The sequence below is a fragment of the Bacillus sp. NMTD17 genome (assembly GCF_002998735.1).
Classification (GTDB): domain Bacteria; phylum Bacillota; class Bacilli; order Bacillales; family Bacillaceae; genus Bacillus.
In genome coordinates this window covers 137,293-163,109 of sequence record NZ_PVRH01000005.1, presented here as the reverse complement: position 1 = coordinate 163,109, position 25,817 = coordinate 137,293, and the positions used below count along the sequence as shown (strand labels likewise).

The 25,817-nt window shown below is 42.9% G+C and carries 21 protein-coding genes and 1 other annotated feature; of the genes, 1 reads left to right on the top strand and 20 read right to left on the bottom strand.

Features of this window, described 5'->3' with window-relative positions; all coding sequences use genetic code 11:
* Positions 1-62: 62 nt before the first annotated feature.
* The 6 genes from hemL to hemA are packed head-to-tail and all read right to left on the bottom strand — an operon-like array spanning position 63 to position 6,321.
* The gene (gene hemL, locus C6347_RS15045; RefSeq protein ID WP_034661671.1) at positions 63-1,355 is read right to left on the bottom strand and encodes a glutamate-1-semialdehyde 2,1-aminomutase; all 1,293 of its coding nucleotides are present in this window, start codon (positions 1,353-1,355) and stop codon (positions 63-65) included.
* A gap of 27 nt (positions 1,356-1,382) precedes the next feature.
* Positions 1,383-2,354, bottom strand: coding sequence for a porphobilinogen synthase (gene hemB, locus C6347_RS15040; protein ID WP_034661673.1), 972 nt, complete (start codon positions 2,352-2,354; stop codon positions 1,383-1,385).
* Positions 2,351-3,142, bottom strand: coding sequence for a uroporphyrinogen-III synthase (locus tag C6347_RS15035; protein ID WP_106048519.1), 792 nt, complete (start codon positions 3,140-3,142; stop codon positions 2,351-2,353). Before C6347_RS15035 ends, hemB begins: the two co-directional genes overlap by 4 nt.
* Positions 3,139-4,074 (bottom strand): hydroxymethylbilane synthase, encoded by a 936-nt coding sequence (gene hemC / locus C6347_RS15030; RefSeq protein WP_106071777.1) that lies wholly within the window; start codon positions 4,072-4,074, stop codon positions 3,139-3,141. Before hemC ends, C6347_RS15035 begins: the two co-directional genes overlap by 4 nt.
* A 41-nt stretch (positions 4,075-4,115) precedes the next feature.
* On the bottom strand, positions 4,116-4,946 hold the full coding sequence (locus C6347_RS15025) for a cytochrome c biogenesis protein (RefSeq protein WP_034661681.1): 831 nt from the start codon (positions 4,944-4,946) through the stop codon (positions 4,116-4,118).
* A 7-nt stretch (positions 4,947-4,953) separates the two neighbouring features.
* Positions 4,954-6,321: a glutamyl-tRNA reductase gene (gene hemA, locus C6347_RS15020; protein WP_012010780.1), complete on the bottom strand. Its 1,368-nt coding sequence runs from the start codon at positions 6,319-6,321 to the stop codon at positions 4,954-4,956.
* Between the two features lie 242 nt (positions 6,322-6,563).
* Between hemA and C6347_RS15015 the strand changes: the two genes are divergently transcribed.
* Positions 6,564-7,049 carry a hypothetical protein gene (locus C6347_RS15015; RefSeq protein ID WP_060596895.1) on the top strand — a complete coding sequence of 162 codons (486 nt, stop codon included), beginning with the start codon at positions 6,564-6,566 and terminating at the stop codon, positions 7,047-7,049.
* A gap of 45 nt (positions 7,050-7,094) precedes the next feature.
* Here C6347_RS15015 and yihA read toward each other — a convergent pair whose 3' ends face one another.
* From yihA to ilvE, 14 genes are all read right to left on the bottom strand, one after another.
* Entirely contained in the window at positions 7,095-7,682 is a 588-nt protein-coding gene (gene yihA, locus C6347_RS15010; RefSeq protein ID WP_034661689.1) for a ribosome biogenesis GTP-binding protein YihA/YsxC, read from the bottom strand.
* Positions 7,679-10,003, bottom strand: coding sequence for an endopeptidase La (gene lon, locus C6347_RS15005; protein ID WP_066030587.1), 2,325 nt, complete (start codon positions 10,001-10,003; stop codon positions 7,679-7,681). Before lon ends, yihA begins: the two co-directional genes overlap by 4 nt.
* 171 nt (positions 10,004-10,174) lie before the next feature.
* Positions 10,175-11,836, bottom strand: a complete 1,662-nt coding sequence (lonB, locus tag C6347_RS15000; protein WP_012010784.1) for an ATP-dependent protease LonB — start codon at positions 11,834-11,836, stop codon at positions 10,175-10,177.
* A gap of 136 nt (positions 11,837-11,972) precedes the next feature.
* Positions 11,973-13,238 (bottom strand): ATP-dependent protease ATP-binding subunit ClpX, encoded by a 1,266-nt coding sequence (clpX, locus tag C6347_RS14995; protein ID WP_012010785.1) that lies wholly within the window; start codon positions 13,236-13,238, stop codon positions 11,973-11,975.
* Positions 13,239-13,489: 251 nt separating this feature from the next.
* Entirely contained in the window at positions 13,490-14,764 is a 1,275-nt protein-coding gene (tig, locus tag C6347_RS14990; RefSeq protein WP_060596897.1) for a trigger factor, read from the bottom strand.
* A gap of 239 nt (positions 14,765-15,003) precedes the next feature.
* A complete protein-coding gene (ddcA, locus tag C6347_RS14985) occupies positions 15,004-16,011 on the bottom strand; it encodes a DNA damage checkpoint antagonist DdcA (protein WP_106042578.1) in 1,008 nt (335 codons plus the stop codon).
* Positions 16,012-16,136: 125 nt separating this feature from the next.
* On the bottom strand, positions 16,137-16,736 hold the full coding sequence (gene leuD, locus C6347_RS14980; protein WP_060596899.1) for a 3-isopropylmalate dehydratase small subunit: 600 nt from the start codon (positions 16,734-16,736) through the stop codon (positions 16,137-16,139).
* A 13-nt stretch (positions 16,737-16,749) separates the two neighbouring features.
* Positions 16,750-18,165 carry a 3-isopropylmalate dehydratase large subunit gene (gene leuC, locus C6347_RS14975; protein ID WP_106048517.1) on the bottom strand — a complete coding sequence of 472 codons (1,416 nt, stop codon included), beginning with the start codon at positions 18,163-18,165 and terminating at the stop codon, positions 16,750-16,752.
* Positions 18,166-18,205: 40 nt separating this feature from the next.
* A complete protein-coding gene (leuB, locus tag C6347_RS14970; RefSeq protein ID WP_106071776.1) occupies positions 18,206-19,303 on the bottom strand; it encodes a 3-isopropylmalate dehydrogenase in 1,098 nt (365 codons plus the stop codon).
* 18 nt (positions 19,304-19,321) lie between these two features.
* Entirely contained in the window at positions 19,322-20,875 is a 1,554-nt protein-coding gene (locus tag C6347_RS14965) for a 2-isopropylmalate synthase (RefSeq protein ID WP_034661703.1), read from the bottom strand.
* Positions 20,862-21,890 (bottom strand): ketol-acid reductoisomerase, encoded by a 1,029-nt coding sequence (gene ilvC / locus C6347_RS14960; RefSeq protein WP_106048515.1) that lies wholly within the window; start codon positions 21,888-21,890, stop codon positions 20,862-20,864. The genes C6347_RS14965 and ilvC overlap by 14 nt, the downstream gene beginning before the upstream one ends.
* Positions 21,891-21,908: 18 nt before the next feature.
* On the bottom strand, positions 21,909-22,427 hold the full coding sequence (ilvN, locus tag C6347_RS14955) for an acetolactate synthase small subunit (protein ID WP_034661705.1): 519 nt from the start codon (positions 22,425-22,427) through the stop codon (positions 21,909-21,911).
* Positions 22,424-24,148: an acetolactate synthase large subunit gene (gene ilvB, locus C6347_RS14950; RefSeq protein WP_106061229.1), complete on the bottom strand. Its 1,725-nt coding sequence runs from the start codon at positions 24,146-24,148 to the stop codon at positions 22,424-22,426. Before ilvB ends, ilvN begins: the two co-directional genes overlap by 4 nt.
* A 122-nt stretch (positions 24,149-24,270) precedes the next feature.
* Positions 24,271-24,517: a binding site (T-box leader), on the bottom strand.
* Positions 24,518-24,525: 8 nt separating this feature from the next.
* Positions 24,526-25,440, bottom strand: a complete 915-nt coding sequence (gene ilvE, locus C6347_RS14945) for a branched-chain-amino-acid transaminase (RefSeq protein WP_003216381.1) — start codon at positions 25,438-25,440, stop codon at positions 24,526-24,528.
* Between the last annotated feature and the right edge of the window lie 377 nt (positions 25,441-25,817).

Sequence of the window (25,817 nt, the reverse complement as noted above, 5' to 3'; positions counted from 1 at the left end):
TGAAAATATGATTGGTTTTCAGCAACACAAAAAAGCCGATATGTCCCCATACCGGCTTTCGTTTATCGACGCAGTTTTTGAAATACCTTTTCCACTGTCTCAATCGTATATTCGATGTCTTCATCTGTATGAGCTGTTGACAGGAACAGTCCTTCGAATTGAGAAGGAGGAAGGAAGATGCCGCGATCCGCCATTTCCTTGTAAAATTCAGCGAATAAAGCGAGATCAGCGGTTTTTGCTTTGTCATAATTGACCACTTCTTCATTTGTAAAGAAGAATCCAATCATCGAACCCGCACGGTTAAACGTTAATGGAATTCCGTGTACTTTCGCCGCTTTTGAAATGCCTTCTTCCAGCCGGTCTCCTTTTCGTCTAAACTCTTCATAAGACTCAGGTGTCAGCTGTTTTAAGGTTTCTAAGCCTGCTGTCATCGCAAGAGGGTTACCAGATAACGTTCCTGCTTGATAAATTGGACCGCTTGGTGCAATTTGTCTCATGATATCCGCTCTTCCGCCATAAGCACCGACCGGGAGACCGCCTCCGATCACTTTACCAAGGCACGTCAGATCAGGTGTGATGCCAAAATAGCCTTGCGCGCAGTGATAATCCACACGGAAGCCAGTCATGACCTCATCAAAAATGAGTAAAGCTCCGTATTGCTCCGTGATGTCTCTCAGCCCTTGTAAGAAACCTTCTTGCGGAGGAACAACCCCCATATTTCCTGCAACCGGCTCGACAATGACACCTGCAATATCGTCTCCAAACTCCTGAAAAGCAACTTGAATGCTCTCTAAATCATTGTACGGCACTGTGATCGTGTTGCTTGCAGTCCCTTCAGGTACACCTGGGCTATCTGGAAGCCCTAGCGTTGCGACACCTGAACCCGCTTTAATGAGCAAAGAATCGCCGTGGCCATGATAGCAGCCTTCAAATTTCACAATTTTATTTCTGCCTGTAAAGCCGCGAGCTAGACGAAGTGCACTCATGGTCGCCTCTGTACCAGAGCTGACCATACGAATGACTTCAATGGAAGGAACTCGCTCTGATACAAGCTTAGCTAATTCATTTTCAACTAACGTGGAAGCACCAAAGCTTGTCCCCTGTTCCGCAACTCGTTGAATACTTTCAACCACACGGTCATTCGTATGCCCTAAAATTAGCGGTCCCCATGATAAGACATAATCGATGTATTCATTTCCATCAATATCATATATCTTGGCGCCTTTGCCTCGTTCCATAAAAATCGGGTCTGTGTTAACTGATTTAAATGCACGCACAGGGCTGTTGACACCACCAGGCATTAAATGCTGCGCTTCTTCAAATGCTTGCTTTGATTTTTCATAGCTACGTCCCATTTCAACGTCCTCCTGTCTATCCGTTCTTTATTCTGAGAGCCATTTGGCTGCATCTTTTGCATGATACGTAATGATGAGCTCTGCTCCTGCACGTTTCATGCTTGTCAGCATTTCAAGAACAAGCTCTTTTTCAGAAATCCAGCCATTTTGAGCAGCGGCTTTGACCATTGCATATTCTCCGCTCACATTGTAAGCAACAACAGGGAGTGTAAATTCATTTTTGACATCACGCATAATATCTAAATAAGAAAGGGATGGTTTGACAATGAGGAAATCAGCCCCCTCTTCTACATCAGACTGCGCTTCTCTGAGTGCCTCTAAACGGTTTGCAGGGTCCATTTGGTATGTTTTACGATCTCCAAACTGCGGTGTGCTATGCGCCGCGTCACGAAACGGGCCGTAAAAAGCACTTGCATATTTCACAGCATATGACATGACAGGTACATGAATAAAGCCAGCTTCATCAAGTGCCTCACGAATGGCCACAACAAATCCATCCATCATATTGGAAGGAGCAATGATATCTGCACCTGCGCGCGCTTGGCTAACAGCTGTTTTCGCTAAAAGCTGAAGAGATTCATCATTTAAAATTTCACCATCTTCAACGATGCCGCAATGTCCATGATCTGTATATTGGCATAAGCAAGTGTCTGCAATGACCACAAGTTCTGGGAAATGCTTTTTGATCTCAAGCGTCGCTCTTTGAACAATGCCATGGTCGTGATACGCCTCACTGCCCACATGGTCTTTATGATCTGGAACACCAAATACAATAATTGATTTGATGCCTAGGTCGACAAGTTCTTGGACTTCTTCTTTTACAAGGTCCACTGAAATGTGATAAACACCCGGCATTGAAGGGACTTCTTTTCGGACATTTTCTCCCTCTACAAAAAAGATCGGATAAATGAAATCAGATGGTCTTAAAAAGGTTTCTCTGACTAATTCTCTCATTCCTGCGCTTGTCCGCAGTCTGCGGTGTCTGTTAAATTTCATCATTGGTTCAACTTCCTTTCAGATAAACGGCACATCAATTCAAGCATTCCGTCTACCGTATAAGTATCTGGGGTTTCAGAAGAAATCCCGTATTGAAGCAGTGCCTCTTTTGTCAGAGGACCGATCGTCACAAAACAGGTGCCAGAAGCAGCCAGCTTCGCTGCATCTGCCTCCATGGCATGCATAAATGAATGGACAGTGGATGAGCTCGTAAATGTAATAAAATCAAATGATTGCTTCGTCATCGCCGTTTTGAGAGCGGCAATACCTTCCTCATCCTTGACGGTTTCATATAAAATCCATTCCTTTACTTCTATGCCAAGCGGAATGAGGGTTTTCTTCACGACATCTCGAGACAGGTGTCCTTTTGCTACAAACACACGCTCTCCCCGACGCACATGGTCAAGTAACGCATCTGCGAGCTCTTCCGCTATGAATCGTTCTGGTACCACATCCACCTTCAAGCCGTGCTGCTCAAGATAGGCAGAGGTTTTCTCACCTACAGCAGCCACTTTCAAATGCGATAAACTCTTATGTAAATGATGGTCCTTTATGTAGCTCAGAAAAAAAGACGCACCATTCACACTCGTGAAAACAAGCCATTGGCTATTTTCTAAGTCCTTTAAAAAGGCCTGCGCTTTTTCTTTTGTGAGCGTAGGCTCAAACCGAATAAGAGAGGTTAAAACAGCATGGCCGTTCAGCTCTTCAATCTTTTGCTGAAACACACCCGCTTGACGTTCATTTCGAGTGACAAGCACCGTCTGTCCGTGAAGCGATTTGCCTATGGTCATTGGGAGGACAGATCCTTTTTCACCTTGTCGATTAAATCCTTTGCTCCCTTATCAGCCATCTGCTTCGCACATGCTGTCCCAATTGCCTCAGGGTCAGTGCCTGATACAGTTTCTCGAATAATCGTGTGTCCGTCAGCAGATGCCACAAGACCCGTCAGTTCAATTTCATCACGCTCATTCATCGTTGCATAGCCAGCGATCGGCACCTGACAGCTGCCATCCATTTGTTTGAGGAAGGCTCTTTCAGTGAGAACCGTTTTCTTCGTATATTCATTCGTAAATTGAGCGAGGAGCTGCAATAGCTCTTCATCATCCCCGCGGCACTCAATCGACAAAGCGCCTTGGCCAACGGCGGGCAGGCAAGTCTCAGGAGATAAAAATTCCGACACAACCTCTTTGCTCCATCCCATTCTGGACAGCCCAGCAGCCGCTAGAATAATGGCATCATATTCTTCATTTTTCAGCTTTTCCAATCTTGTATCAATGTTTCCTCGAATCCATTTAATTTCAAGATCTGGTCTTTCCTGAAGAAGCTGGGCACTGCGCCGTAAGCTGCTTGTTCCCACAATAGCACCCTTCGGCAGCTCATGAAGACGCAGATGATCCTTCGAAATAAGAGCGTCCCTTACATCTTCACGCTCAGGAATACAGCCGATGACTAAACCTTCAGGAAGAGCAGCCGGCATATCCTTCATACTGTGAACCGCCATATCGATGTCATGATTCAGCATCGCCTGTTCAATTTCTTTGACAAACAGTCCTTTTCCGCCAACCTTTGATAAGGTCACATCTAAAATTTGATCACCCTTTGTCACAATCTCTTTTATTTCAAAAGAATAAGAAGGGTTTAGTTCAGACAGCTTTTGAATAACCCATTTTGTTTGTGTAATTGCAAGCTTACTTCTTCTAGAACCTACTTTAATTGTACGCAATACGTCTTCCTCCCGACAATGCCCTTTAGACTCATCATTATTTATTGAAACCAATGAAAGGTTGATAAGCTACCAAGCAGAAAATAATTGATCATCAGCACAATGAATGAACCGACATTCCACAGTGCCACGATTTTGCCCTGCATATTTCTCACCAATCTGATATATAAGTAAAAGCCGTATAAAAACAGCATAATAAACGAACCAAGCACCTTTGCATCTGTCCAGTACAACGTATCATACGAAATATATGCCCAAATGATGCCAAGAATCAAACTAAGCAAGAGCATTGGCACACCAATAATGTTTAATACGTACGCCATATGATCAAGCTTCGATAAATCTTCAATTCTCAGAAGCCATTTTCCCCATTTTTTCTTTTTCAGCAAACGATATTGAAAGAGATAGAGAAGGGAGAAAGCAAATGAAAGTGAAAAAGCACCGTATGATAAAATCGCCATCGTAATATGAATCACAAGCAGTTCACTCGTCAGCTTCCCCGTTAGTTCTGCTGAGTGGAGATCAGATGGTGTAAAGGTGTGAATCGCCATCATGGAAAAACCGATGACATTTGTAAAAAAGACAATAAATTCAACACGCAATACTTTTGTGAGAACAAGTGAAAGTGTCACAAGCACCCACGTATAAAAATATAAACCCTCTGCTACATTCAACACAGGGAATCGGTCTGTTTCCATCATAATATAGAACATGTAGACTGTTTGCAGCAGCCAGACAATAGAAAGCAACCAGAAAGCCATTTTTCCAGCCTTCCGGTTGTGTTGAAGAAAATCTATGAAATAGAACAAGACACTTAGTGCATAGATCAAGGTCGTCGCTTCGCCTAGTCTCGCTACAATGGATTCCATCATCGCTTAATCACTCACTGGCAACTGTAGCAAAGCCTTGTGCCATATTTGGTTTGAACAGCTGAAATGACCCTTGCTCCACCTGTACAGGCTCCACCTTTTGCTCTTCATCTTCAACCTGTAAATCAAAGATTTCTTTGAAGAGTAAAAGTTTTTCCTCTGCATTCGGCTCCGCGGCAATTTCTTTTGCCTTTAAGATAGGATCTTTCAGCATTTGATTAATAATGCTTTTCGTATGTTTATTTAATAGCTTCATTTCACGGTGTGTGAGGTTCGGAAGCTTTCGTTCAATACTCTGCATCGTATCCGCTTGAATCGTCAGCGCCTTTTCTCTAAGTGCAGAAATGACAGGAACCACACCAAGCGTATTCAGCCATTGCTTAAATTCCACAATTTCTGCTTCAATGAGGAGCTCAACCTGCTCAGCCACCGCACGGCGCTCTTTTAAGTTGGCTGCCACGATGCCCTCAAGGTCATCAATGTCATACAAAAAAGCACCTTCTACTTCAGAAATGGCTGGATCTAAATCACGGGGCACAGCAATATCCACCATAAATAGAGGTCTGCCCTTCCGCTTTTTATTCGCACTTTCGACCATTTCCTTTGTAATGACAAATTGTTTCGCACCAGTGGAGCTAATTAAAATGTCCGCTTCGGATAATGTTTTTTCCAATTGGTTTAAGCTTTTAGGCTCTCCTGAAAAACGACCCGCCAATTCTTTTGCTTTCTCATACGTTCGATTGATGACCGTTACTTGACCAATCCCTTGACCTTGAAGGTTTTGAGCCGCTAGTTCGCCCATTTTACCCGCACCAAGAATCAGGACATGTTTATCAGAAAGACGTCCAAAGATTTTTTTTGCAAGCTCGACAGCTGCATAGCTGACAGACACGGCATTAGACGCAATGTCTGTTTCCGCATGAGAGCGTTTTGCAACGGTGACCGCCTGTTTAAATAAATAATTGAAAACGGTACCAATGGTCTTCTCCTCTTGAGCTACTTTAAAGCTAGAGCGCACTTGACCAAGTATTTGTGTTTCGCCAATCACCATGGAATCAAGTCCACAGGCCACACGGAATAAATGCTCAACCGCTCCATCATTTTCATAGAACTTCAAATAAGGAGAGACATCTTCTTTTTCTAAACCGAACCAATCGGCTAAAAATCTTTTTATATAAAACCGTCCAGTATGAAGCTGATCTACCACTGCGTAGATCTCTGTTCGATTACATGTTGAGATGACGATATTCTCTAGAATGCTTTTTTCTTCTTTAAGCTTGGACATCGCTGTTCCGAGCTCGCTCGGTTCAAAGCTCAGCTGTTCCCGTATCTCAACAGGGGCTGTTTTATAATCTAAACCCACAACAAGAATATGCATAACTTCAGCTTGCACCCCCAACGCCCTGTCTAATTTATAATAATTACAATATAGAATTTATTATTTATAATGATTATAACATATATTCATTTTTAACTGGATGAAAATTGTGAACAGATTTCAAAAATGTTGTGATATAGTAGAAAAATGTTCGACACTAATTATGCCATATCATCACTTCAAGCAATTTACCAGATTTGGCGCGTGCGGACAAATGATCTGCTTAAAAGAAGGTGACATCTTTGAAGAAAAAATCCATTTTGCTGCCGCTCACTTTGCTGGCTGTAGCGCTATATGCCATTCTCTCAGGAGGTCAATTTGACATTTGGAAGGATCAAGAGAAATGGTATACACTCATACTGCTTTTTGGCCTCGCTTTCTTATATCAAGGAAAGAAGGAGCAAGAAAGCGCTCATGTGTTTATCGGTATGCTTATGACGGGCCTTTCGCTACACTTTATTCTTCAACCAAAATTAGACCACTGGCCAGACACATTTACGATGATCGTATTCATCGTTGGACTTGCACTCTTTATGAAATCATCTCAGAAAAAAGAATATCGTATTGAAAGTGTTGTTCTCATTGCACTCGGTCTGTTCCTTTATTTCTTTCAGCAAATTACAAAACAGCTAAGTTCCCTTTCGATCCCTACTTCCGGTTTTGAATTGTACTGGCCTTATGTACTGATTGCTGTCAGTCTCCTCTTATTATTTTTAAAAAGGAAATAACTTATACAATAAAAAGGCATCTGTCCATGACAGATGCCTTTTCTTTTAGCTGTTAATCTTCGCAAGGATGGCATTCCAGGCTTCGTCTTTTCCCTTTTTCGTTTCAGAAGAGAACAGGACTAGTTCGTCTGATGGGTCAATGTCGAGTGTCTGTTTGACGACTTTCGCATGTTTTTCCCATTTGCCTTTTGGAATTTTGTCCGCCTTTGTTGCGATGACGATCACGGGAACTCCGTAATATTTCAGGAATTCATACATGTTCACATCATCTACTGATGGCTTATGACGTAGGTCCACAATTTGGACGACTGCTTTTAATTCTTCACGCATTGTAATATACGTTTCGATCATTCTACCCCAGGCTTCGCGCTCTGTCTTTGATACTTTAGCAAAGCCGTAGCCTGGAACGTCCACAAAATGGAGCATATCATTGATGATGTAGAAATTAAGCGTTTGAGTCTTACCTGGTTTAGAAGACGTACGCGCTAAATTTTTACGATTAATCAATGAGTTGATGAACGAGGACTTCCCAACATTTGATCGTCCAGCAAGAGCGATTTCAGGCAGTCCCCCGCTCGGGTACTGCTCTGGTTTTACCGCACTAATGACGATATCTGATTTTGTTACTTTCATCTTCCCTCTCCTACCAACGCTTTCTCAAGCACCTCATCTAAATGTGAGACCGGAATAAAGGTTAGTCCTTCTCTCACACTTTCAGGAATATCATCAATATCCTTCTCATTGTCCTTTGGAAGAATAATGGTTTTCAGTCCTGCGCGATGTGCGCCTAATGCTTTTTCTTTTAGTCCGCCAATTGGAAGCACTCTTCCTCTTAACGTAATCTCTCCTGTCATACCAACCTCTTTTGACACAGGTCGTCCTGTGAGTGCTGATACAAGAGCCGTCGCAATGGTGATACCAGCTGATGGCCCGTCCTTTGGAACCGCACCCTCTGGAACATGGATATGAATATCATGCTTTTCATTAAAATTAGGATCAATGTTCAGTTCATCTGCTTTCGAACGAATATAACTGAATGCCGCCTGTGCAGATTCTCTCATGACATCACCAAGCTTCCCTGTTAACAAGAGCTTGCCTTTACCCGGTGAGAGTGATACCTCAATCGACAAGGTGTCTCCGCCAACAGTGGTATACGCAAGTCCTGTGACAACCCCCACTTGGTCTGTCGTTTCAGCCTGGCCATAACGGTAAAGTCTTTTTCCGAGAAATTCAGATAAATTCTTTTCCGTCACCGTGATGCGTTTGCGGTCTTCAGCCACAATCGCTCTTGCCGCTTTTCGGCAAATCGCCGCAAGCTGACGCTCTAATCCACGAACACCCGCTTCTCTTGTGTAATAGCGAATCGTATCATAAATCGCTGCTTCACGAAGCTGCAAGTTCCCTTTCTTTAATCCGTGCTCCTTTAGCTGCTTCGGCAGAAGGTGATCTTTCACAATTTCTGCTTTTTCAACCTCTGTATACCCTGCAATCGTGATAATCTCCATTCTATCACGAAGTGGACCTGGAATGGTTGCTAAATTGTTGGCAGTGGCAATAAATAGCACCTGAGACAAATCAAATGTTTCTTCAATATAGTGATCGCTAAAGTTATGATTTTGCTCTGGGTCTAAGACTTCGAGCATCGCTGAAGATGGATCACCTCTAAAATCAGAGGACATCTTATCGATTTCATCTAAAAGGAACACCGGATTCATCGTTCCTGCCTTGCTCATTCCGCGAATGATACGGCCTGGCATCGCACCTACATACGTTCTTCTATGTCCACGAATCTCAGACTCATCGCGCACACCGCCAAGGGAGATCCGGATAAACTTTCGGTCAAGTGATTTGGCAATGGATTTGGCAAGTGACGTTTTCCCTACCCCAGGAGGTCCTGCTAAGCAAAGAATCGGTCCTTTTAATGAATTGGTCAGCTTCTGTACAGCAAGATATTCAAGCACTCGTTCTTTGACCTTTTCCAGCCCGTGATGCTCATCATCTAAAATTTCACTTGCAAGCTTTAAATCTAGACGATCTTCTGTATAGATGCCCCATGGAAGGCTGATCAGCCAATCAATATAATTTCGAATCACAGAGCTCTCAGCAGAGCTTGAAGGAATTTTTTCATAACGATTCAATTCTTTGAGCGCCGTTTCACGAACAGAATCCGGCATGCTCGACTCTTCGATTTTAGACATTAAAGAACTGACTTCTCCAGTTTTTCCTTCTTTGTCTCCAAGCTCCTTTTGAATGGCTTTCATTTGTTCACGCAAATAATATTCTTTTTGCGTTCGTTCCATTGAACGTTTCACGCGCTGCCCGATTTTCTTTTCAATCTCGAGTACTTCTTTTTCATTGTGAATTAAGCTGATGACCCGGTTCAGCCGTTTTTTGACATCCACTGTTTCCAGTACTTCTTGTTTGTCCTTTAATTTGAGCGGCAGGTGAGAAGCAACGATATCTGCCATTCTCCCTGGTTCCTCAATATCCGTCACTGTTGCATATGTTTCAGCTGAGATTTTTTTTGAAATTTTTATGTATTGATCAAAGTGATCTAACAATGTACGCATGAGTGCTTCTGCTTCTGCGTCCTTTAAATCTTCTTCTGCCAATTCTTTTATGTCGACGGACGTATAGTCCTCCAGCTCTACGTATGATTCGATCTGCGCTCGATTCAAGCCTTCAACGAGTACACGAATCGTTCCATTTGGCAGCTTCAGCATTTGTTTAATTTTTGTGTAGGTGCCGACTTTGAAAATTTCCTCTTCACCTGGTTCATCTATTGAAATTTCCCGCTGTGTTGCTAGAAAAATCATATGATCGTTCATCATCGCCTGTTCTAATGCTTGAACAGACTTCTCGCGTCCAACGTCCAAATGCAAGACCATTGTTGGATAAACAAGTAAACCTCGCAATGGAAGGAGCGGAACATTCTTTTTGATTTCATCTGCCATGTTGATTGACACCTCCGTCACTAGTATGAATCATTATAATATACCTGTTTCAGTCTTGTACAATGTAAAAGACTTGAGAAATGTTGATCTTACCGTAGTATACCCTTTCTTTTTATCATGAAAAAGAAAAAAAGATCTATTTCACTAAAAAATCCCCATATGTGATGGGGATTAAACAGATTTTCTTTTCATTTCGTCTTCTAGTCCATCTTTCTTCTCGTCTGGCGGGTTGACCAAACACTGATCCAGCACTTCTTGGAAGTGCTTCACAGGCACAATGGTGACCCCTTCAATCTCTTTTAAGATCGACTGCTGGTTGTCATAAGGAATAATGACGGTTGTGGCACCAGCTTGTTTCGCTGCCTTAATCTTCGGTATCACACCGCCGATCGGCTTCACCTGACCCTGCAATCCGATTTCACCCGTCATGGCTGTCAGATGATCGATCGGGATTTGATGTATGGCTGAGAAGATCGCGGTCGCCATGGCAATCCCAGCAGACGGTCCATCAATAGGGGCACCGCCTGGAAAATTAATATGGATGTCATATTCATTTGTCCGAATGCCTAAATTTCGAAGCACCGTTAATACATTTTCAACTGACCCTTTGGCCATACTTTTTCGTCTAATGGATTTCGACTGATTGCCAATGCTTTCTTCTTCTGCAATGCCTGTAATGTTGATACTGCCTTTTTCAAGCGCCTTACAGATATTCACTTCAATCTCAAGCAGGGCGCCGCTGTTTGGTCCATAAACGGCCAGTCCATTGACTACCCCCACTTTTGGCTTTTCTGGTACTTTTTGTTCATATCTTGGTGTCAGCTGGCTTGAATGAATGACCCATTCTACATCTTCGATCGTGATGTCTTTTCGGTTTTCCGTGACAGCCATACCAGCGGCAATCTGCACCATGTTGACCGCTTCACGTCCATTTTTCACATAGGATGTTAAAAGGTTCAGCCCTTCATCACTTAATTCCTTTTGAATTTTTTGGACAGCCTTGGCAGCGACGATTTTCAGTTCATGCTGGTCAAGGTCCTTAAAGAAAATTTCCAGACACCTTGACCGGATTGCTGGTGGAATTTCGTCAGGCGTTCTTGTCGTGGCACCAATCAATCGAAAATCGGCCGGAAGCCCATTTTGGAAAATATCATGAATGTGATTTGGGATTTGGGTATTTTCTTCACTGTAGTAGGCACTGTCTAAAAAGACTTTCCGATCTTCAAGCACTTTGAGCATTTTGTTCATTTGGATCGGATGCAGCTCGCCAATTTCATCGATAAACAGAACCCCGCCATGAGCATGTGTGACGGCTCCTTGTTTTGGCTGCGGAATGCCTGCCTGTCCCATTGCTCCAGCCCCTTGGTAAATCGGGTCATGCACGGAACCAATGAGCGGGTCTGCGATGCCTCGTTCATCGAATCTCGCGGTTGTGGCATCGAGCTCTACAAAGACCGCATCTTTCTTAAACGGTGAATCAGCGTGACGCTTCGCTTCTTCCATCACAAGACGGGCAGCGGCTGTTTTACCGACTCCCGGTGGTCCGTAGACGATGACATGCTGAGGATTCGGCCCGCATAGTGCCGCTTTTAGTGCACGAATGCCGTCTTCCTGCCCTACAATATCTTGAAACCCCTTTGGCCGGACTCTCTCTGATAAAGGTTCACTCAGCTTGATTGACCGCATCTTTCTGAGTGCTTCCATTTCTTTCTTTGACTCTTTGTCTATCGTCACCTTTTGTGTGCGCTGATTTCGCAGTAAGTTCCAAAAGTACAGCCCGATGACGATACCAAAGAACAGCTGTATGAATAATACGATTCCTGTCCAGCTCAATCGGTGCTCCCTCCTTCATCTATCGTATGTATTGGTTTCTGTCTGCTAGTATTTCCTAGAGCTGGACGGAATAAACACAACTTCCACGATAAATAAAAAACTCCTGAATCAAAAAGATTCAGGAGTGAGACTACCCTTATGCAGATGTTTTCGTATCTTTATTGACGACTGTGCCGTCCTTTAACACAAGACGCGGCGACTCGCCATCGGCAACCGTTGCACCAGTGATCACACATTTTTCAATATCATCACGTGATGGAAGGTCAAACATCACATCAAGCATGATGCCTTCAATGATTGAACGTAGACCACGAGCTCCTGTTTTACGCTCAATTGCTTTTTTCGCAATTTCGCTAAGAGCATCTTCTTCAAACTCAAGCTCTACATCATCAAGCTCAAGCATTTTTGTATACTGCTTAACGAGCGCATTTTTAGGCTTCGTCAAGATCTCTACAAGTGCTTTTTCATCTAACGGCTCTAGGCTTGCAATAACCGGTAGACGACCGATGAATTCCGGGATTAAACCGAAGCGAAGCAAGTCTTCTGGGAGTACTTTTGATAGAAGGACTTCTTTTTCAAGATCTTCGATTTTATTTTCCGCACCGAATCCAATGACTTTTTGACCTAGGCGGCGTTTGATGATTTGCTCAATGCCGTCAAAGGCTCCACCACAAATAAAGAGGATATTTGTTGTATCGATTTGAATGAATTCTTGATGAGGATGCTTACGTCCACCTTGAGGCGGTACACTAGCGACAGTTCCTTCAAGAATTTTCAATAGTGCTTGCTGAACACCTTCCCCAGATACATCACGAGTGATAGAAGGGTTTTCTGATTTTCTTGCTACTTTATCGATTTCATCGATGTAGATAATGCCTTTTTCCGCTTTTTCTACATCATAATCGGCTGCTTGGATCAGCTTTAGTAAAATATTCTCTACGTCTTCACCAACATAACCTGCTTCAGTTAATGATGTTGCATCTGCAATCGCAAATGGCACATTTAAAATACGAGCAAGCGTTTGAGCAAGTAAAGTTTTACCGCTTCCTGTTGGCCCAATCATAGAGATATTACTTTTTGAAAGCTCAACATCATCAATCTTGCTGTTGGAATTGATCCGTTTGTAGTGGTTATACACCGCTACAGCTAAGGATTTCTTCGCATTTTCTTGTCCGATGACATATTCATCAAGAATCTCCCGAATTTCATGAGGCTTCGGAACATCCTTGAATTCAACTTCTTCCTCAGTGCCGAGCTCTTCTTCAACTATTTCCGTGCAAAGCTCGATACATTCATCACATATATATACGCCAGGTCCTGCGACCAGTTTACGCACTTGATCTTGCGTTTTTCCGCAAAACGAGCATTTTAATTGACCTTTTTCCTCGTTGAATTTAAACATTCTTTCACCCCTTATTCTTCTTCACTTGCCTGTAGCTAACAGTCAGCTACCTTTCTGGGTCCAGTATGTATGCATTTTACCATACTTTCCTAAAAGACGGTAATGATGTGTTTCTAACACTGCACATTGAGATATGTATAACAGAAAGATGCGACTTACACTATCGTTTCCAAAAGAAGCGATGATAAGTCAAAAATTGTACAAAACAAGGCACGAGTCACTCGCGCCCTGTTTTATTATTATGCACCATATTAACGGTTTTCTACAAGAAAATCAATTGCTTTGCGAACTTTTAGATCTTCTTTCATTGCGTCAGTAGATCCGATCGCTTGTTTGATATTTTCAATTGGCATGTTGTATGCTTCAGCCATTTTTGAAAGTTCTTCTTCTACTTCTTCATCAGACACTTGTAAGTTTTCTGCAGCAGCAATTGCTTCAAGTGTTAGGTTAGATTTCACGCGTTTAGCAGCATCTTCTTTCATTTGCTCTTTCAGCGCATTTTCATCTTGTCCTGAGAATTGGAAGTAAAGCTCAAGGTTCATTCCTTGCATTTGAAGGCGTTGTTCGAATTCTTTCATCATACGGTCTAGCTCTGTGTCAACCATCGCTTGAGGGATGTCAACTTCCGCATTTTCTGAAGCTTTCTCCACTAGCTCTTCACGAAGTTTACCTTCTGCTTCGTTTTCTTTCGCTTCTTCAAGACGTTTCTTCGTTTTTTCAGTTAGTTCAGCAAGAGTTTCTACTTCTTCATCAGCATCTTTCGCGAACTCATCGTCAAGTGCTGGAAGTTCTTTTGCTTTGATTTCGTGAATTTTCACTTTGAATACAGCTGGTTTACCTGCAAGGTCTTCAGCATGATATTCTTCTGGGAAAGTGACTTCTACGTCTTTTTCAGCGCCTGCTTCAAGACCAACTAACTGCTCTTCGAAACCAGGGATGAATGAACCTGAACCTACTTCAAGAGAGTAGTTTTCAGCTTTTCCGCCTTCGAATGCTTCTCCATCAACGAATCCTTCGAAATCAAGCACAACTGTATCGCCGTTTTCGATTGCGCCTTCTTCTTTGACAACAAGCTCAGCTTGACGGTTTTGCATGCCTTTTAACTCTTCTTGTACATCTTCATCAGTGACAGTAGCGTCGTCTTTTTCTACGTTAAGACCTTTGTAGTCACCAAGTTTCACTTCAGGCTTCACTGTTACTTTTGCAGTGAAGATTAAGCTTTCGCCTTTTTCGATTTTCTCAACATCGATTTCAGGGCGGTCAACTGGCTCGATACCAGCTTCGTCGATTGCTTTTGGATATTCAACTGGAAGAAGAATATCTAATGCATCTTGATAAAGAGATTCTACACCAAAACGCTGTTCGAAAAGACCACGTGGTACTTTCCCTTTACGGAATCCAGGGATCGATACTTGCTTGACAACCTTCTTAAACGCATCATCAAGTGCTTTGTTAAATGTTTCAGCATCAACTTCTACAGTTAGGACGCCTTCGTTACCTTCTTGTTTTTCCCATTTTACTGACATGTGTGTTTCCCTCCAAAAATCTATTCAGATTGTGCGTTGTTACATTCTAAAGCATCATAAAGACTTCGTCCAATCAAAAACCACGCACGCCGCTCAAGAAGCGGTATTATGTATACAACATTTGACTTGATTATACATATCGTCTTTCAACCGTTGGAATCTACAACTGCACGATATATGCACAAATACAACCATTATATTATAACATAACAAGTCCGTCTTTCAACTAAATCGACAAATTACAAATAAGAAATTTCTTCAATATCTTTCAGCATTGTGCAAGCTTCTCTCAGCTCTCGTTCATTAAATTCATACAATAGATGCAATTCTTCGAGGTCAATCTCAATCCCGTGCATTTCATAGCCGACTTTATGAAGTGCTGCTGCCCAAAGATTCGGATCTGTGTATTTAGGAAGAAATGGATAAAGCACAAATAAGTGCCGGCGCCATAACTCTTCCACGCCTTGGTAAAGGGTTGGGTTCTCATTGCCGAGTGTGTCATCGAGCTTACGAAGGACTTGCTGAAGTAGCGGCATCTGCTCTGGCTTAACAGCCTCAGAAGGAACAAGCGTTAAAGAATCACCGAATTTCGTCACATGAACCGGCTTTGCCACATCATGATCTGACAGAAGCTGCAGGATTAATGATTTGACCAAAGGGTTTCCATCAGGCTTTTGTAAGATCGTATTTAATAGACCCATGTGTGGTGTGATGTTCCGGTCTTTCAACGAATGGATGAACTGCACCTGCTCTTCTGGCCGCTCAAGCATATCATCTATATTGATTTCGCCGCCGTCCTCCTCATCATCATCTAAAATCTGTTCAGGCGATTCAATCATTTTTCTACTAAATTCGAGCAGCTTGTAAAAATGCTCCGCGCTTTCTGCTGGAAGGTGGTTTTCCTCAAGTACTGCCTCAATTGTCTGCTTCACTTCTTCATATTCTTTCAGCTGAATTAAAATCGTCATATACACTTGAAGCACGGTGAAGTAATGACCATATCCCTCATGCAGCATCTTTTCACAAACACGTTTTGCATCCTGCAGCTCGCCCAGCTCCAGAAAACAAATCGCCATGCCGAGGTGAATATCGGATTCTTCATCGTCATCATAAGATTTAGCTTCTGAAAACAAGTGAAGCGCCTCTTGATACTGTTTATCTTTTAATGCTGCCATTCCTTTTTCAATCAGTCTTTCTTTCAGACCAGGAAACAAAATGACATTATCTTTCTTCTTGTCATGTTTCATGCTTACGTTCCTTTCGGGCGCATATTTTTTATCAGTTTACCAACGAAGGTTAGTAAACACAAGTAACGAGAGGTTTTCATGCAAAAAAGAAGCCGTCACACCTCGGGCGGACGGCTTCTTGTTGTTTACGCACGCAGCCAGCTGCTGCGCTTATCTTCAAATGCTTGAATGTCATCTTCTAGTAGTAAAGTTAATGAGATCTCATCATAGCCATTCAGGAGCATTTCTCTCCAGTGAGGATCCACATCAAAAGGAGTGATATTCCCTTCATGATCTTCTATTTGCTGTTTTTCCAGATCAACCGTCATCTCATACCCTTTGTTCTCATATGACGCAGCGAATGTTTTCCACACATCATAATCAAGACGAATCGGAAGCATCCCATTTTTAAAGCAGTTTTGGTGAAAAATATCTGCGAATGATGGTGCGATGACAATTTTGAAACCATAATCATCAAGTGCCCAAGGGGCATGTTCCCTTGATGATCCGCAGCCAAAGTTTTCTCCTGCGATCAAAATGGATGCTCCTTCATAAATCGGCTGATTCAGCTCGAAATCAGGATTTGGGCTGCCATCGGCTAAATACCGCCAGTCGAAAAAGGCAAACCGGCCATATCCTGTTCGTTCAATTCTTTTCAAAAATTGCTTCGGAATAATTTGATCTGTATCTACGTTGATACGGTTAAGCACAGCGGCTTTCCCTTTGTGTGTGACTAAAGGCTCCATCTATGACAACTCCTTACACGACTGTTTTCTCTTGATTAAACTTCCTGACATCGACAAATCGGCCATGTATTGCAGCCATTGCAGCCATTGCCGGGCTGACAAGATGCGTTCTCGCACCTTTTCCTTGACGTCCCTCAAAGTTACGGTTTGATGTGGATGCGCAGCGTTCGCCTTCTGGTACCACATCGTTATTCATGCTAAGACACATACTGCAGCCAGATTCTCTCCATTCAAATCCTGCTTCAAGGAAGATTTCATGAAGACCTTCTTCTTCTGCTTGCAATTTGACGCTTTGAGAGCCAGGCACGACAATCGCTCTGACATGATCAGCTACCTTTTGTCCTTCTATCATAGAAGCTGCTTGGCGTAAATCAGTCATTCTTGAGTTTGTACATGAGCCGATAAACACATGCTCAATCGTAATATCTTCAATACGCTGATGCGGATGAACACCCATGTATTCGTACGCACGAATCGCTTCTTTTTGATCATCCTCTTGTGCAAAATCCTCAGGTCCTGGGATCGACGCATCTACAGGCAGCACCATTCCTGGGTTAATTCCCCATGTGACCATTGGTGAAATCTCATTCCCATCTAAAACAATCGTTTTATCATAGGTTGCACCTGGATCTGTTTTAAGTTCTTCCCATTCTTTAATCGCTGCTTCGAAGTCTTCTTTCTGCGGTGCATATTTGCGGCCGCGGCAATATTCAAAGGTGACTTCATCAGGTGCAATCAATCCTGCTCTTGCGCCTGCTTCAATCGACATATTACAAACCGTCATGCGTTCATCCATCGTCATGTTTCTGAATACTTCCCCAGTGTATTCAATCACATAACCTGATCCGAACTTCACGCCATGCGCACCAATGACTGCTAAAATGACATCTTTGGCCGTTACCCCTTTTTGCAGCTTTCCGTCTACTCTAATTTCTAATGTTTTCGGACGCTGCTGCCAAAGCGTTTGTGTGGAAAGTACATGTTCAACCTCACTTGTACCGATTCCAAAAGCAAGTGCGCCAAACGCGCCATGAGTTGATGTATGACTATCTCCGCAAACGATTGTTTTCCCTGGCAGTGTCAACCCAAGCTCCGGTCCAACAACATGGACGATCCCTTGATCTACACTGTGAAGGTCAGCTAGACGGACACCAAATTCAGCACAGTTGCGCTCTAGAGCACTCACTTGTTTTTTAGCAATCTCATCTTTGATCACAAATCGATTCACAGTCGGGATATTGTGATCCATGGTCGCAAACGTGTTTTGAGGTCTTCTCACCTTTCGTCCTTTTTGTCTTAATCCTTCAAATGCTTGAGGTGATGTCACTTCATGCACTAAGTGCAGATCAATATATAAAAGGTCTGGTTTCCCCTCGCCGCTTTTGACAACGTGCTGATCCCATATTTTTTCGATGATTGTTCGAGGCATAACCCTTTTCCTCCCTCTACCTAATTCCACAAGATTCTATTTATACAATTGTTTTCACGCGCTGCTTGAGTGCGTCTACAACTGCATGAGTGATGTCTTCAGTTGTTTGATACGTTCCCTCTTTTGCCGATAAGTCCTTTGTTCGTTTGCCAGAGGCAAGAACAGCTTCCACAGCTTCTTCTATTGCAGCCGCTTCTTCTTCTAACGCAAAAGATGTTCTAAGCAAGCTAGCTGCCGACAAAATGGTTGCTAGAGGGTTTGCGACGTTTTGCCCCGCAATATCGGGTGCTGAACCATGAATCGGCTCATATAAATGGAGGCCGGTGCTTGATAGACTGGCAGATGGCAGCATACCGAGTGACCCAGTAATCATCGAAGCCTCGTCACTTAAAATGTCACCAAACATATTCTCTGTCACAATGACATCAAATTGAGCAGGCTTATAAATCAGCTGCATGGCGGCATTATCAACGAGCATGTGCTCATATTCGACGTCTGGATGTTGAGAAGCCACTTCTTCTACCGCATCCCGCCATAGTTTACTAGAAGCAAGAACATTCGCTTTATCCACAGACGTTACTTTTTTCCGTCTCGTTAAGGCCATGTCGAATGCTTCTTTTAATACACGGACAATCTCTTGCTTTGTATAAAGAAGCGTATCAACCGCAGCTTCTTTTCCTTCTTCATCCGTGTAACGCTCGCTTGGTTCACCAAAATAGAGACCGCCTGTTAATTCACGAACGATGACAAAATCGACTCCGCTAATGTGATCCTGTTTTAACGGTGACGCCTCGCTTAAGCTATCGAACACTTTGACAGGACGGATGTTTGCAAATAAGTCCAGTTGTTTACGAATAGCGAGCAAGCCTTTTTCCGGACGAAGCTCTGGCGGGTTTTGATCCCATTTTGGTCCGCCGACTGCTCCTAATAAAATCGCATCAGCGCTCTTGCATACATCAACCGTTTCTTTTGGGAGCGGATTGTTTTTTTCATCTATTGCGATACCGCCAATGAGCGCCGTTTCGAATTCGAATTCGTGTTGAAATTGAGCCGCTGTCTCTTTGAGGACAGCGACCGCTGATGTCACAACTTCCGGTCCGATTCCATCGCCGGGCAAAAGTGCAATTTTCTTTTTCATGAGAACCTACCTCCTTTCCTATGAAATCGCGTGATGTTTCTCAATTTCAATGAGATTTGATTTAAAGATTAAATGCCTGTTTACTGCATTGACGTAGGCTTTCGCCGATGCTTCCAGCACATCTTGCGCCACACCGCGTCCAGCTGTTTCTTTTCCTTCTATTGAAACAGTGACATATACTTCCGCTAGTGCATCTCTGCCTTTTCCATTCGATTGAATACGGTAGTCTAGCAAATGAATTCTTTCCTCCATACAGCGCTCCAGCGTGTTGTACACAGCTTCTACACTGCCTGCGCCTGTAGCTGCTTCTTGAATGACTTCCTGCGTTTCTTGATTTTTCAGAGAGACCGTTGCTGTTGGCATTTGTTCTGTCCCATAGTGCACTTGAAGACTTTCAAATTCGTAGCCAATTTTTCGGTCTGCTACTTTTTCTTCTAATATAATAGAGATCAAATCATCATCAGTGATTTCTTTTTTCTTCTCCGTCAAGTTCTTGAAGGTTTCGAAGAACTTATTGATTTCTTCTTCTGTTAGTTTAAAGCCTAGCGTTTTCATACGGTCTTTAAACGCATGTCTTCCGGAGTGTTTCCCAAGGACAAGTACATCTGTTGTCACACCGACAAGCTCTGGAGATATGATTTCATAGGTTGTTTTTTCTTTGAGGAAACCATCTTGGTGAATACCTGATTCATGTGCAAAAGCGTTGTTGCCAACGACTGCTTTATTGCGCGGCACAATCATTCCTGAGTATTTGCTCACTACATCACTTGTACGCTTAATTTCATTCAATTGAATCGTTGATTCGACCTGGTAGAAGTCTTTTCGAATATGAAGAGCGACTGCAATTTCTTCTAAAGCGGCATTCCCTGCACGTTCTCCAATTCCGTTAACAGCTGTTTCAATTTGATTTGCTCCATTTTCAATGGCTGCAAGTGAGTTTGCTACAGCCATTCCTAGATCATCATGACAGTGAGCAGACAAATTGACGCGGTCGATATTTGGAACGTGTTCCTTCATATATTTAAAGATATTGCCGTACTCTTTTGGCGCTAAGTATCCAACTGTATCTGGCAAGTTAATGACACTTGCCCCAGCGTCAATGACCTTCTCTACAATTTCTGCTAAGAAAGCTAGATCTGTACGACACGCATCTTCTGCGGACCACTGGACAACCGGAAAACGTTCTTTCGCGTATTTCACCATTGAGACAGCCTGTTCTACGACTTCTTCACGTGTTTTCTTTAGTTTATGCTTCAGATGAATATCAGAAGTAGCGATAAAGATATGAATTCTTGGTTCCACTCCATCTTTTAACGCTTCCCATGCAGCATCGATGTCACCTTTCACACATCGTGCAAGACCAGCAACTGAACAGTTTTTGATCGTTCTAGCAATTTCTTGTACGCCTAAGAAATCCCCTCGGGATGAAGCGGGAAAACCCGCTTCAATGATATTAACCCCAAGGCGCTCAAGCTGCTTTGCAATGATTAGCTTTTCTTGTGCATTTAAGTTCACTCCTGGTGATTGCTCTCCATCTCGAAGTGTTGTGTCAAAAAAATTAATTTTCCGCACCGACGCTCACCGCTTCCTTTTTCTTTCCTTGTTTGACGAAAGGCATCATTTCACGAAGCTTTCTTCCGACGATTTCAATTTGGTGCTCATTTTCATTTGCATTGATCGCATTGAAACGTGGACGATTCACTTGGTTTTCAACAATCCATTCTTTTGCAAATGTTCCGTTTTGGATATCAGTCAAGACGGCTTTCATAGATTCTTTTACGTTTGCATCCACAACGCGTGGTCCTGATACGAAGTCACCCCATTGTGCTGTATCAGAGATTGAATATCTCATGCCTTCTAATCCTTCTTCATACATTAGGTCAACAATTAATTTCAGTTCATGCAGACACTCGAAGTATGCAAGCTCTGGCTGATAACCAGCTTCTGTTAACGTTTCGAAACCTGCTTTCACTAGTGAAGTAAGACCTCCACAAAGGACCGCTTGCTCACCGAATAGATCCGTTTCCGTTTCTTCTTTAAATGTTGTTTCAAGGACGCCTGCTCTTGCTCCGCCGATTGCTTTTGCATAAGCAAGTGCTTTGTCTTTCGCTTGGCCAGATACATCTTGATAGATAGCAAATAGGGCAGGTACACCAGCGCCTTGTTCATATGTTCTTCTCACAAGATGTCCTGGACCTTTTGGAGCCACAAGATACACATCTACCTCACTTGGAGGAACAATTTGATGGAAGTGAACGTTGAATCCGTGTGCGAAAACAAGTGAGTTGCCTGCTTCTAATTGATCTTTGATTTCTTCGTCATATACTTTCTTTTGCTGCTCATCTGGTAGTAGTACCATGACGACATCTGCTTGTGCTGCCGCTTCTTTTACTGTGAATACTTGATGGCCGTCTTCTTGTGCTTTTGTATAAGATCCGCCTTTTCTCACGCCGACGATCACATCTACGCCGCTTTCTTTTAAGTTCAATGCATGTGCATGACCTTGTGATCCATACCCAATGATAGCAACCTTTTGACCATTTAATACGTTTTCTTGAATATCACCGTTATAATATACTTTTACCATTTGACTCTCTCCTTTTGTTTAGACAATTGAAATTGTTTTATTTGATTGCGGCTTTTGCTGATTATCTCTCGCAAAGGCCGTGGTGCCAGTTCTGGCGACTTCTTTAATGCCGTATGGCTTAAGTAATTCAATGAGTGCTTCAATTTTTGAAGACTCACCTGTCACCTGAATGACGACACTCTCTCTGCTTACATCTACAATAGAAGCTCTAAACGGTTCAATGACCCCTGTGATCTCCATTCTAGATGCCGGTGCAGAAACGACTTTTATCAAAGCCAGCTCTCGCTGAACGATTGATTGGTTTGTAATGTCTGTTACTTTGAGAACATCAATTTGCTTGTTCAGCTGTTTTGTCAGCTGTTCGATGTCTTTCTCTTGGTCTACATGGACGACGAACGTGATGCGTGATACATCTTGAATCTCAGAATGGCCGACCGTAATGCTTTCAATGTTGTAGTGTCTTTTGGTAAAAAGGCCAGTGATTCGGTTCAGTACGCCTGATCGATTTAATACAGTCAACACAATAATTCTTTTCAAGGTTTCACCCCCACCATCTCATGAAGTCCTTTCCCCGGTGCGACCATCGGGAATACTTTTTCATCTCTCGCTACATTGACATCGATGAAAACAGGCTCTCTAGAGGTTAACGCTTCTTCAAGCTTTTCTTTCGCCTCTTCGTCTGATGAGATTCTGATTCCTTTAATGCCATAAGCTTCAGATAATTTAACGAAGTCTGGCTGCTCTGAAAATTTAGAATATGAGTAGCGTTCTTCGTAGAAAATTTCTTGCCATTGTCTTACCATTCCAAGGCTGTGATTATTCAGAACAATCACTTTCACTGGAAGGTTCAGCTCACGGATAACGGCAAGTTCTTGCAAGGTCATTTGGAAACCTCCGTCTCCTAAAATCGCCACAACCGTTGCCTCTTGATCAGCCAACTGAGCGCCGATGGCTGCCGGTAAACCGAAGCCCATCGTACCAAGGCCGCCAGATGTGACCCACTTATCTGCATTTTCAAATGGATAGAACTGAGCTGCCCACATTTGATGCTGTCCGACATCAGTTGCCACAATGGCTTCACCTTTTGTGAATTGATGAATGTATTCAATCAGCTTTTGAGGCTTAAAGCCCTCTGCTTCGTTTTCAACGTACCAGAGCGGATATTCTGCCTTCCACTCATCTAATTGGTTTTTCCATTTGTCTGATTCCCCTTGCTTCCCGTCTTGCTTGATCAGCTCTTCAAGGACTAGCTTACTGTCTCCAACAACCGGGATATGGGTATGAATGTTCTTACCAATTTCCGCTGGATCGATATCAATGTGTGCTACCTTCGCATGTTTCGCAAAGTGATTGAGGTTGCCAGTTACCCTGTCATCAAATCTTGCACCGATTGAAATGAGCAGATCACATTGGTGAAGGGCCATATTCGCCGCATATGTGCCATGCATACCAGCCATCCCTAGAAATAGAGGATGCTTTGCTGGGAATCCGCCAAGTCCAAGCAGTGTATGAGCGACTGGGATTTGCTGCTGCTCTACATACTGCCTTAATTCTTCAGATGCTTTGCCATGAAGAACGCCAGCTCCTGCTAGAATGACTGGTTTCTTCGCTCTGCTTACAGCTTCTACTAATTTGCGAATTTGCAAATAGTTCGGCTCGACTTTTGGCTGATAACCAGGTAAATCAATTGGCTGATCATATTCAAACGTTCCTTCAATGCCTGCCACATCTTTTGGAATATCAATCAAGACTGGACCAGGTCTGCCTGTTGTTGCGATGTGGAACGCCTCTTTAATGACACCCGGTAATTCCTCTGGATTTCTTACTTGGTAGCTGTGCTTTGTGATTGGCATTGTGATGCCGAGCACATCTGCTTCCTGGAAAGCATCCGATCCAATAACTGAGGTTGCCACCTGTCCTGTGAAGACAACAAGAGGAAGTGAATCAATCATTGCATCTGCAATTCCTGTAACAAGGTTTGTCGCTCCAGGTCCTGATGTCGCAATGACAACACCCGGTTTGCCAGATACTCTTGCGTATCCTTCTGCTGCGTGAATCGCTCCCTGCTCATGCCTTGGCAGGACATGAAATAAACCAGAATCATAAATTTTATCGTAGATCGGTAAAACCGCTCCGCCTGGATATCCGAAAATGACTTCTACTTTTTCTCTTTTGAGTGCTTCAATTAACATGAGTGCACCGTTCATCGTTTGTGGTGCTTTAGATGTTTCCGTCTCCACTTGTACATTTGTCCCCATTTGATTTCCTCCTCTTTGTCTTGCTTCAGTCAAGTCTTTTCACCCTTTTCTATTCAAGATCGAGATTTTAGACCATATAAAAAAGCCTTCTCACCCCACAATGACACTACTTTTCACTAGGTCAAAGGGGCGAAAAAGCTTTGTTTTTCGCGGTACCACCCTTGTTCACGGCAAAATCTGCTGCCGTCTCATGGACATCTTTCATCCATTTTGGTAACGAGTGAGCAATGTCACTCGGTCTGCCCTACTATCATTTCAAGCAGACACTCAGAGGTGAGTTCACTTTAGAAAGTAACACCGGTTTCCAGCTACCACCGGCTCTCTGTAGATACTGACTCTAAAGCTACTAGTCCTCTTCAACGTTTATCGATATCTATTTAGCTTGCGTGAATGTTTTCATCTGTAAATACGACTTTTTCTCCTTCTTCAACCACTCGCTTGCGGAATTGTTCAAGAAGTTTGTTTGTGTGGACCCCAGGTTTCCCTTCACCGATTGTACGGCCGTCAACCTTTACAACAGCGATCACTTCGGCTGCGGTTCCTGTCAGAAAAACTTCTTCTGCTGTATACACATCGTGCCTTGTGAATGGTTCTTCTTTCACTTCGTAGCCTAAGTCTTCTGCAATCTCCATGATGGCATTTCTTGTGATGCCTTCAAGAGCGCCGATATAACCTGGCGGTGTATAAAGCTTACCTTTTTTATAAATAAACACATTGTCTGCAGAACCTTCTGCCACGTACCCTTGATCGTTCAGCATCAGCGCTTCACTCACACCGGCCATATGGGCTTCGATTCGGACAAGGATGTTATTCAAATAATTTAATGATTTCACTTTTGGGCTCAGTACATCGGGACGATTTCGTCTCGTCGGTACCGTTACAATATCAATACCCGTTTCATATAGGTGCTTTGGAAAGATGGCCAGCGGCTCTACAATGATCACTGTGTTGGCTCTCCCGCAGTTGTTTGGATCTAAACCAAGATCACCAGCTCCTCTTGAGACAACAAGACGAATATAGGCATCCTTTAGGCCGTTCCTTTCAACTGTATGAATCATTTTTTCCGTGAGTTCCTCAAGTGAATATGGAATGTTCAGCATAATGGATCTGGCGGAATCATACAGGCGGTCTAAATGTTCTTTCATTCGAAAGATATTTCCGTTATACACGCGTATCCCTTCGAACACACCGTCACCATATAAGAAGCCATGATCATAAACTGAAATTTTTGCATCCTCTTTTTTCACGAGTTCATCGTTTAAAAAGATCCACTGTTCCTTTTGGTCTTCCATTTTCAGTGAGCACCCTCTCTTTCAAGCAAAAAGTAGTTGAATTTTCAGACACTTTTTATTGAAGCCTCTCACGCTTGCTCTGCGTGTTTGTTTAGCTTTTGTTGAACCCATCTTACGCCGCTTTCCATACAGTGTCAACAGCATTTTTAAAATTATTAGACAATTTAGACTAATCAAAATTAAATGTATACGCTTACACCTTTGCTAGACAAGGAATGAAAAAACTTAAAATTTTTTGTATTTTTTCTTCAATTTATTTACTTTACCTGAACGCTTTTCTTTTGAGAAAACGTTTGTCATATTTTTTCACATCGTTTTTAATGAATACTGGTAGATTTCAACGCTTTTGATTTTCTTTCGGCATGCCTTTCTAAAGC

Coding starts and splice junctions, on each gene's coding strand:
- lon (WP_066030587.1), bottom strand. CDS start 10,003: ATGGCAGATGAAATCAAAAAGAATGTTCCGCTCCTTCCATTGCGAGGT.
- ilvE (WP_003216381.1), bottom strand. CDS start 25,440: ATGGAAGACCAAAAGGAACAGTGGATCTTTTTAAACGATGAACTCGTG.
- leuC (WP_106048517.1), bottom strand. CDS start 18,165: ATGCCTCGAACAATCATCGAAAAAATATGGGATCAGCACGTTGTCAAA.
- ilvB (WP_106061229.1), bottom strand. CDS start 24,148: ATGGGGACAAATGTACAAGTGGAGACGGAAACATCTAAAGCACCACAA.
- C6347_RS15035 (WP_106048519.1), bottom strand. CDS start 3,142: ATGACCATAGGCAAATCGCTTCACGGACAGACGGTGCTTGTCACTCGA.
- ilvC (WP_106048515.1), bottom strand. CDS start 21,890: ATGGTAAAAGTATATTATAACGGTGATATTCAAGAAAACGTATTAAAT.
- clpX (WP_012010785.1), bottom strand. CDS start 13,238: ATGTTTAAATTCAACGAGGAAAAAGGTCAATTAAAATGCTCGTTTTGC.
- yihA (WP_034661689.1), bottom strand. CDS start 7,682: ATGAAAGTAACAAAATCAGATATCGTCATTAGTGCGGTAAAACCAGAG.
- tig (WP_060596897.1), bottom strand. CDS start 14,764: ATGTCAGTAAAATGGGAAAAACAAGAAGGTAACGAAGGCGTCCTAACT.
- C6347_RS15025 (WP_034661681.1), bottom strand. CDS start 4,946: ATGATGGAATCCATTGTAGCGAGACTAGGCGAAGCGACGACCTTGATC.
- leuB (WP_106071776.1), bottom strand. CDS start 19,303: ATGAAAAAGAAAATTGCACTTTTGCCCGGCGATGGAATCGGACCGGAA.
- hemB (WP_034661673.1), bottom strand. CDS start 2,354: ATGATGAAATTTAACAGACACCGCAGACTGCGGACAAGCGCAGGAATG.
- hemL (WP_034661671.1), bottom strand. CDS start 1,355: ATGGGACGTAGCTATGAAAAATCAAAGCAAGCATTTGAAGAAGCGCAG.
- hemA (WP_012010780.1), bottom strand. CDS start 6,321: ATGCATATTCTTGTTGTGGGTTTAGATTATAAAACAGCCCCTGTTGAG.
- ddcA (WP_106042578.1), bottom strand. CDS start 16,011: ATGAAACATGACAAGAAGAAAGATAATGTCATTTTGTTTCCTGGTCTG.
- leuD (WP_060596899.1), bottom strand. CDS start 16,736: ATGGAGCCTTTAGTCACACACAAAGGGAAAGCCGCTGTGCTTAACCGT.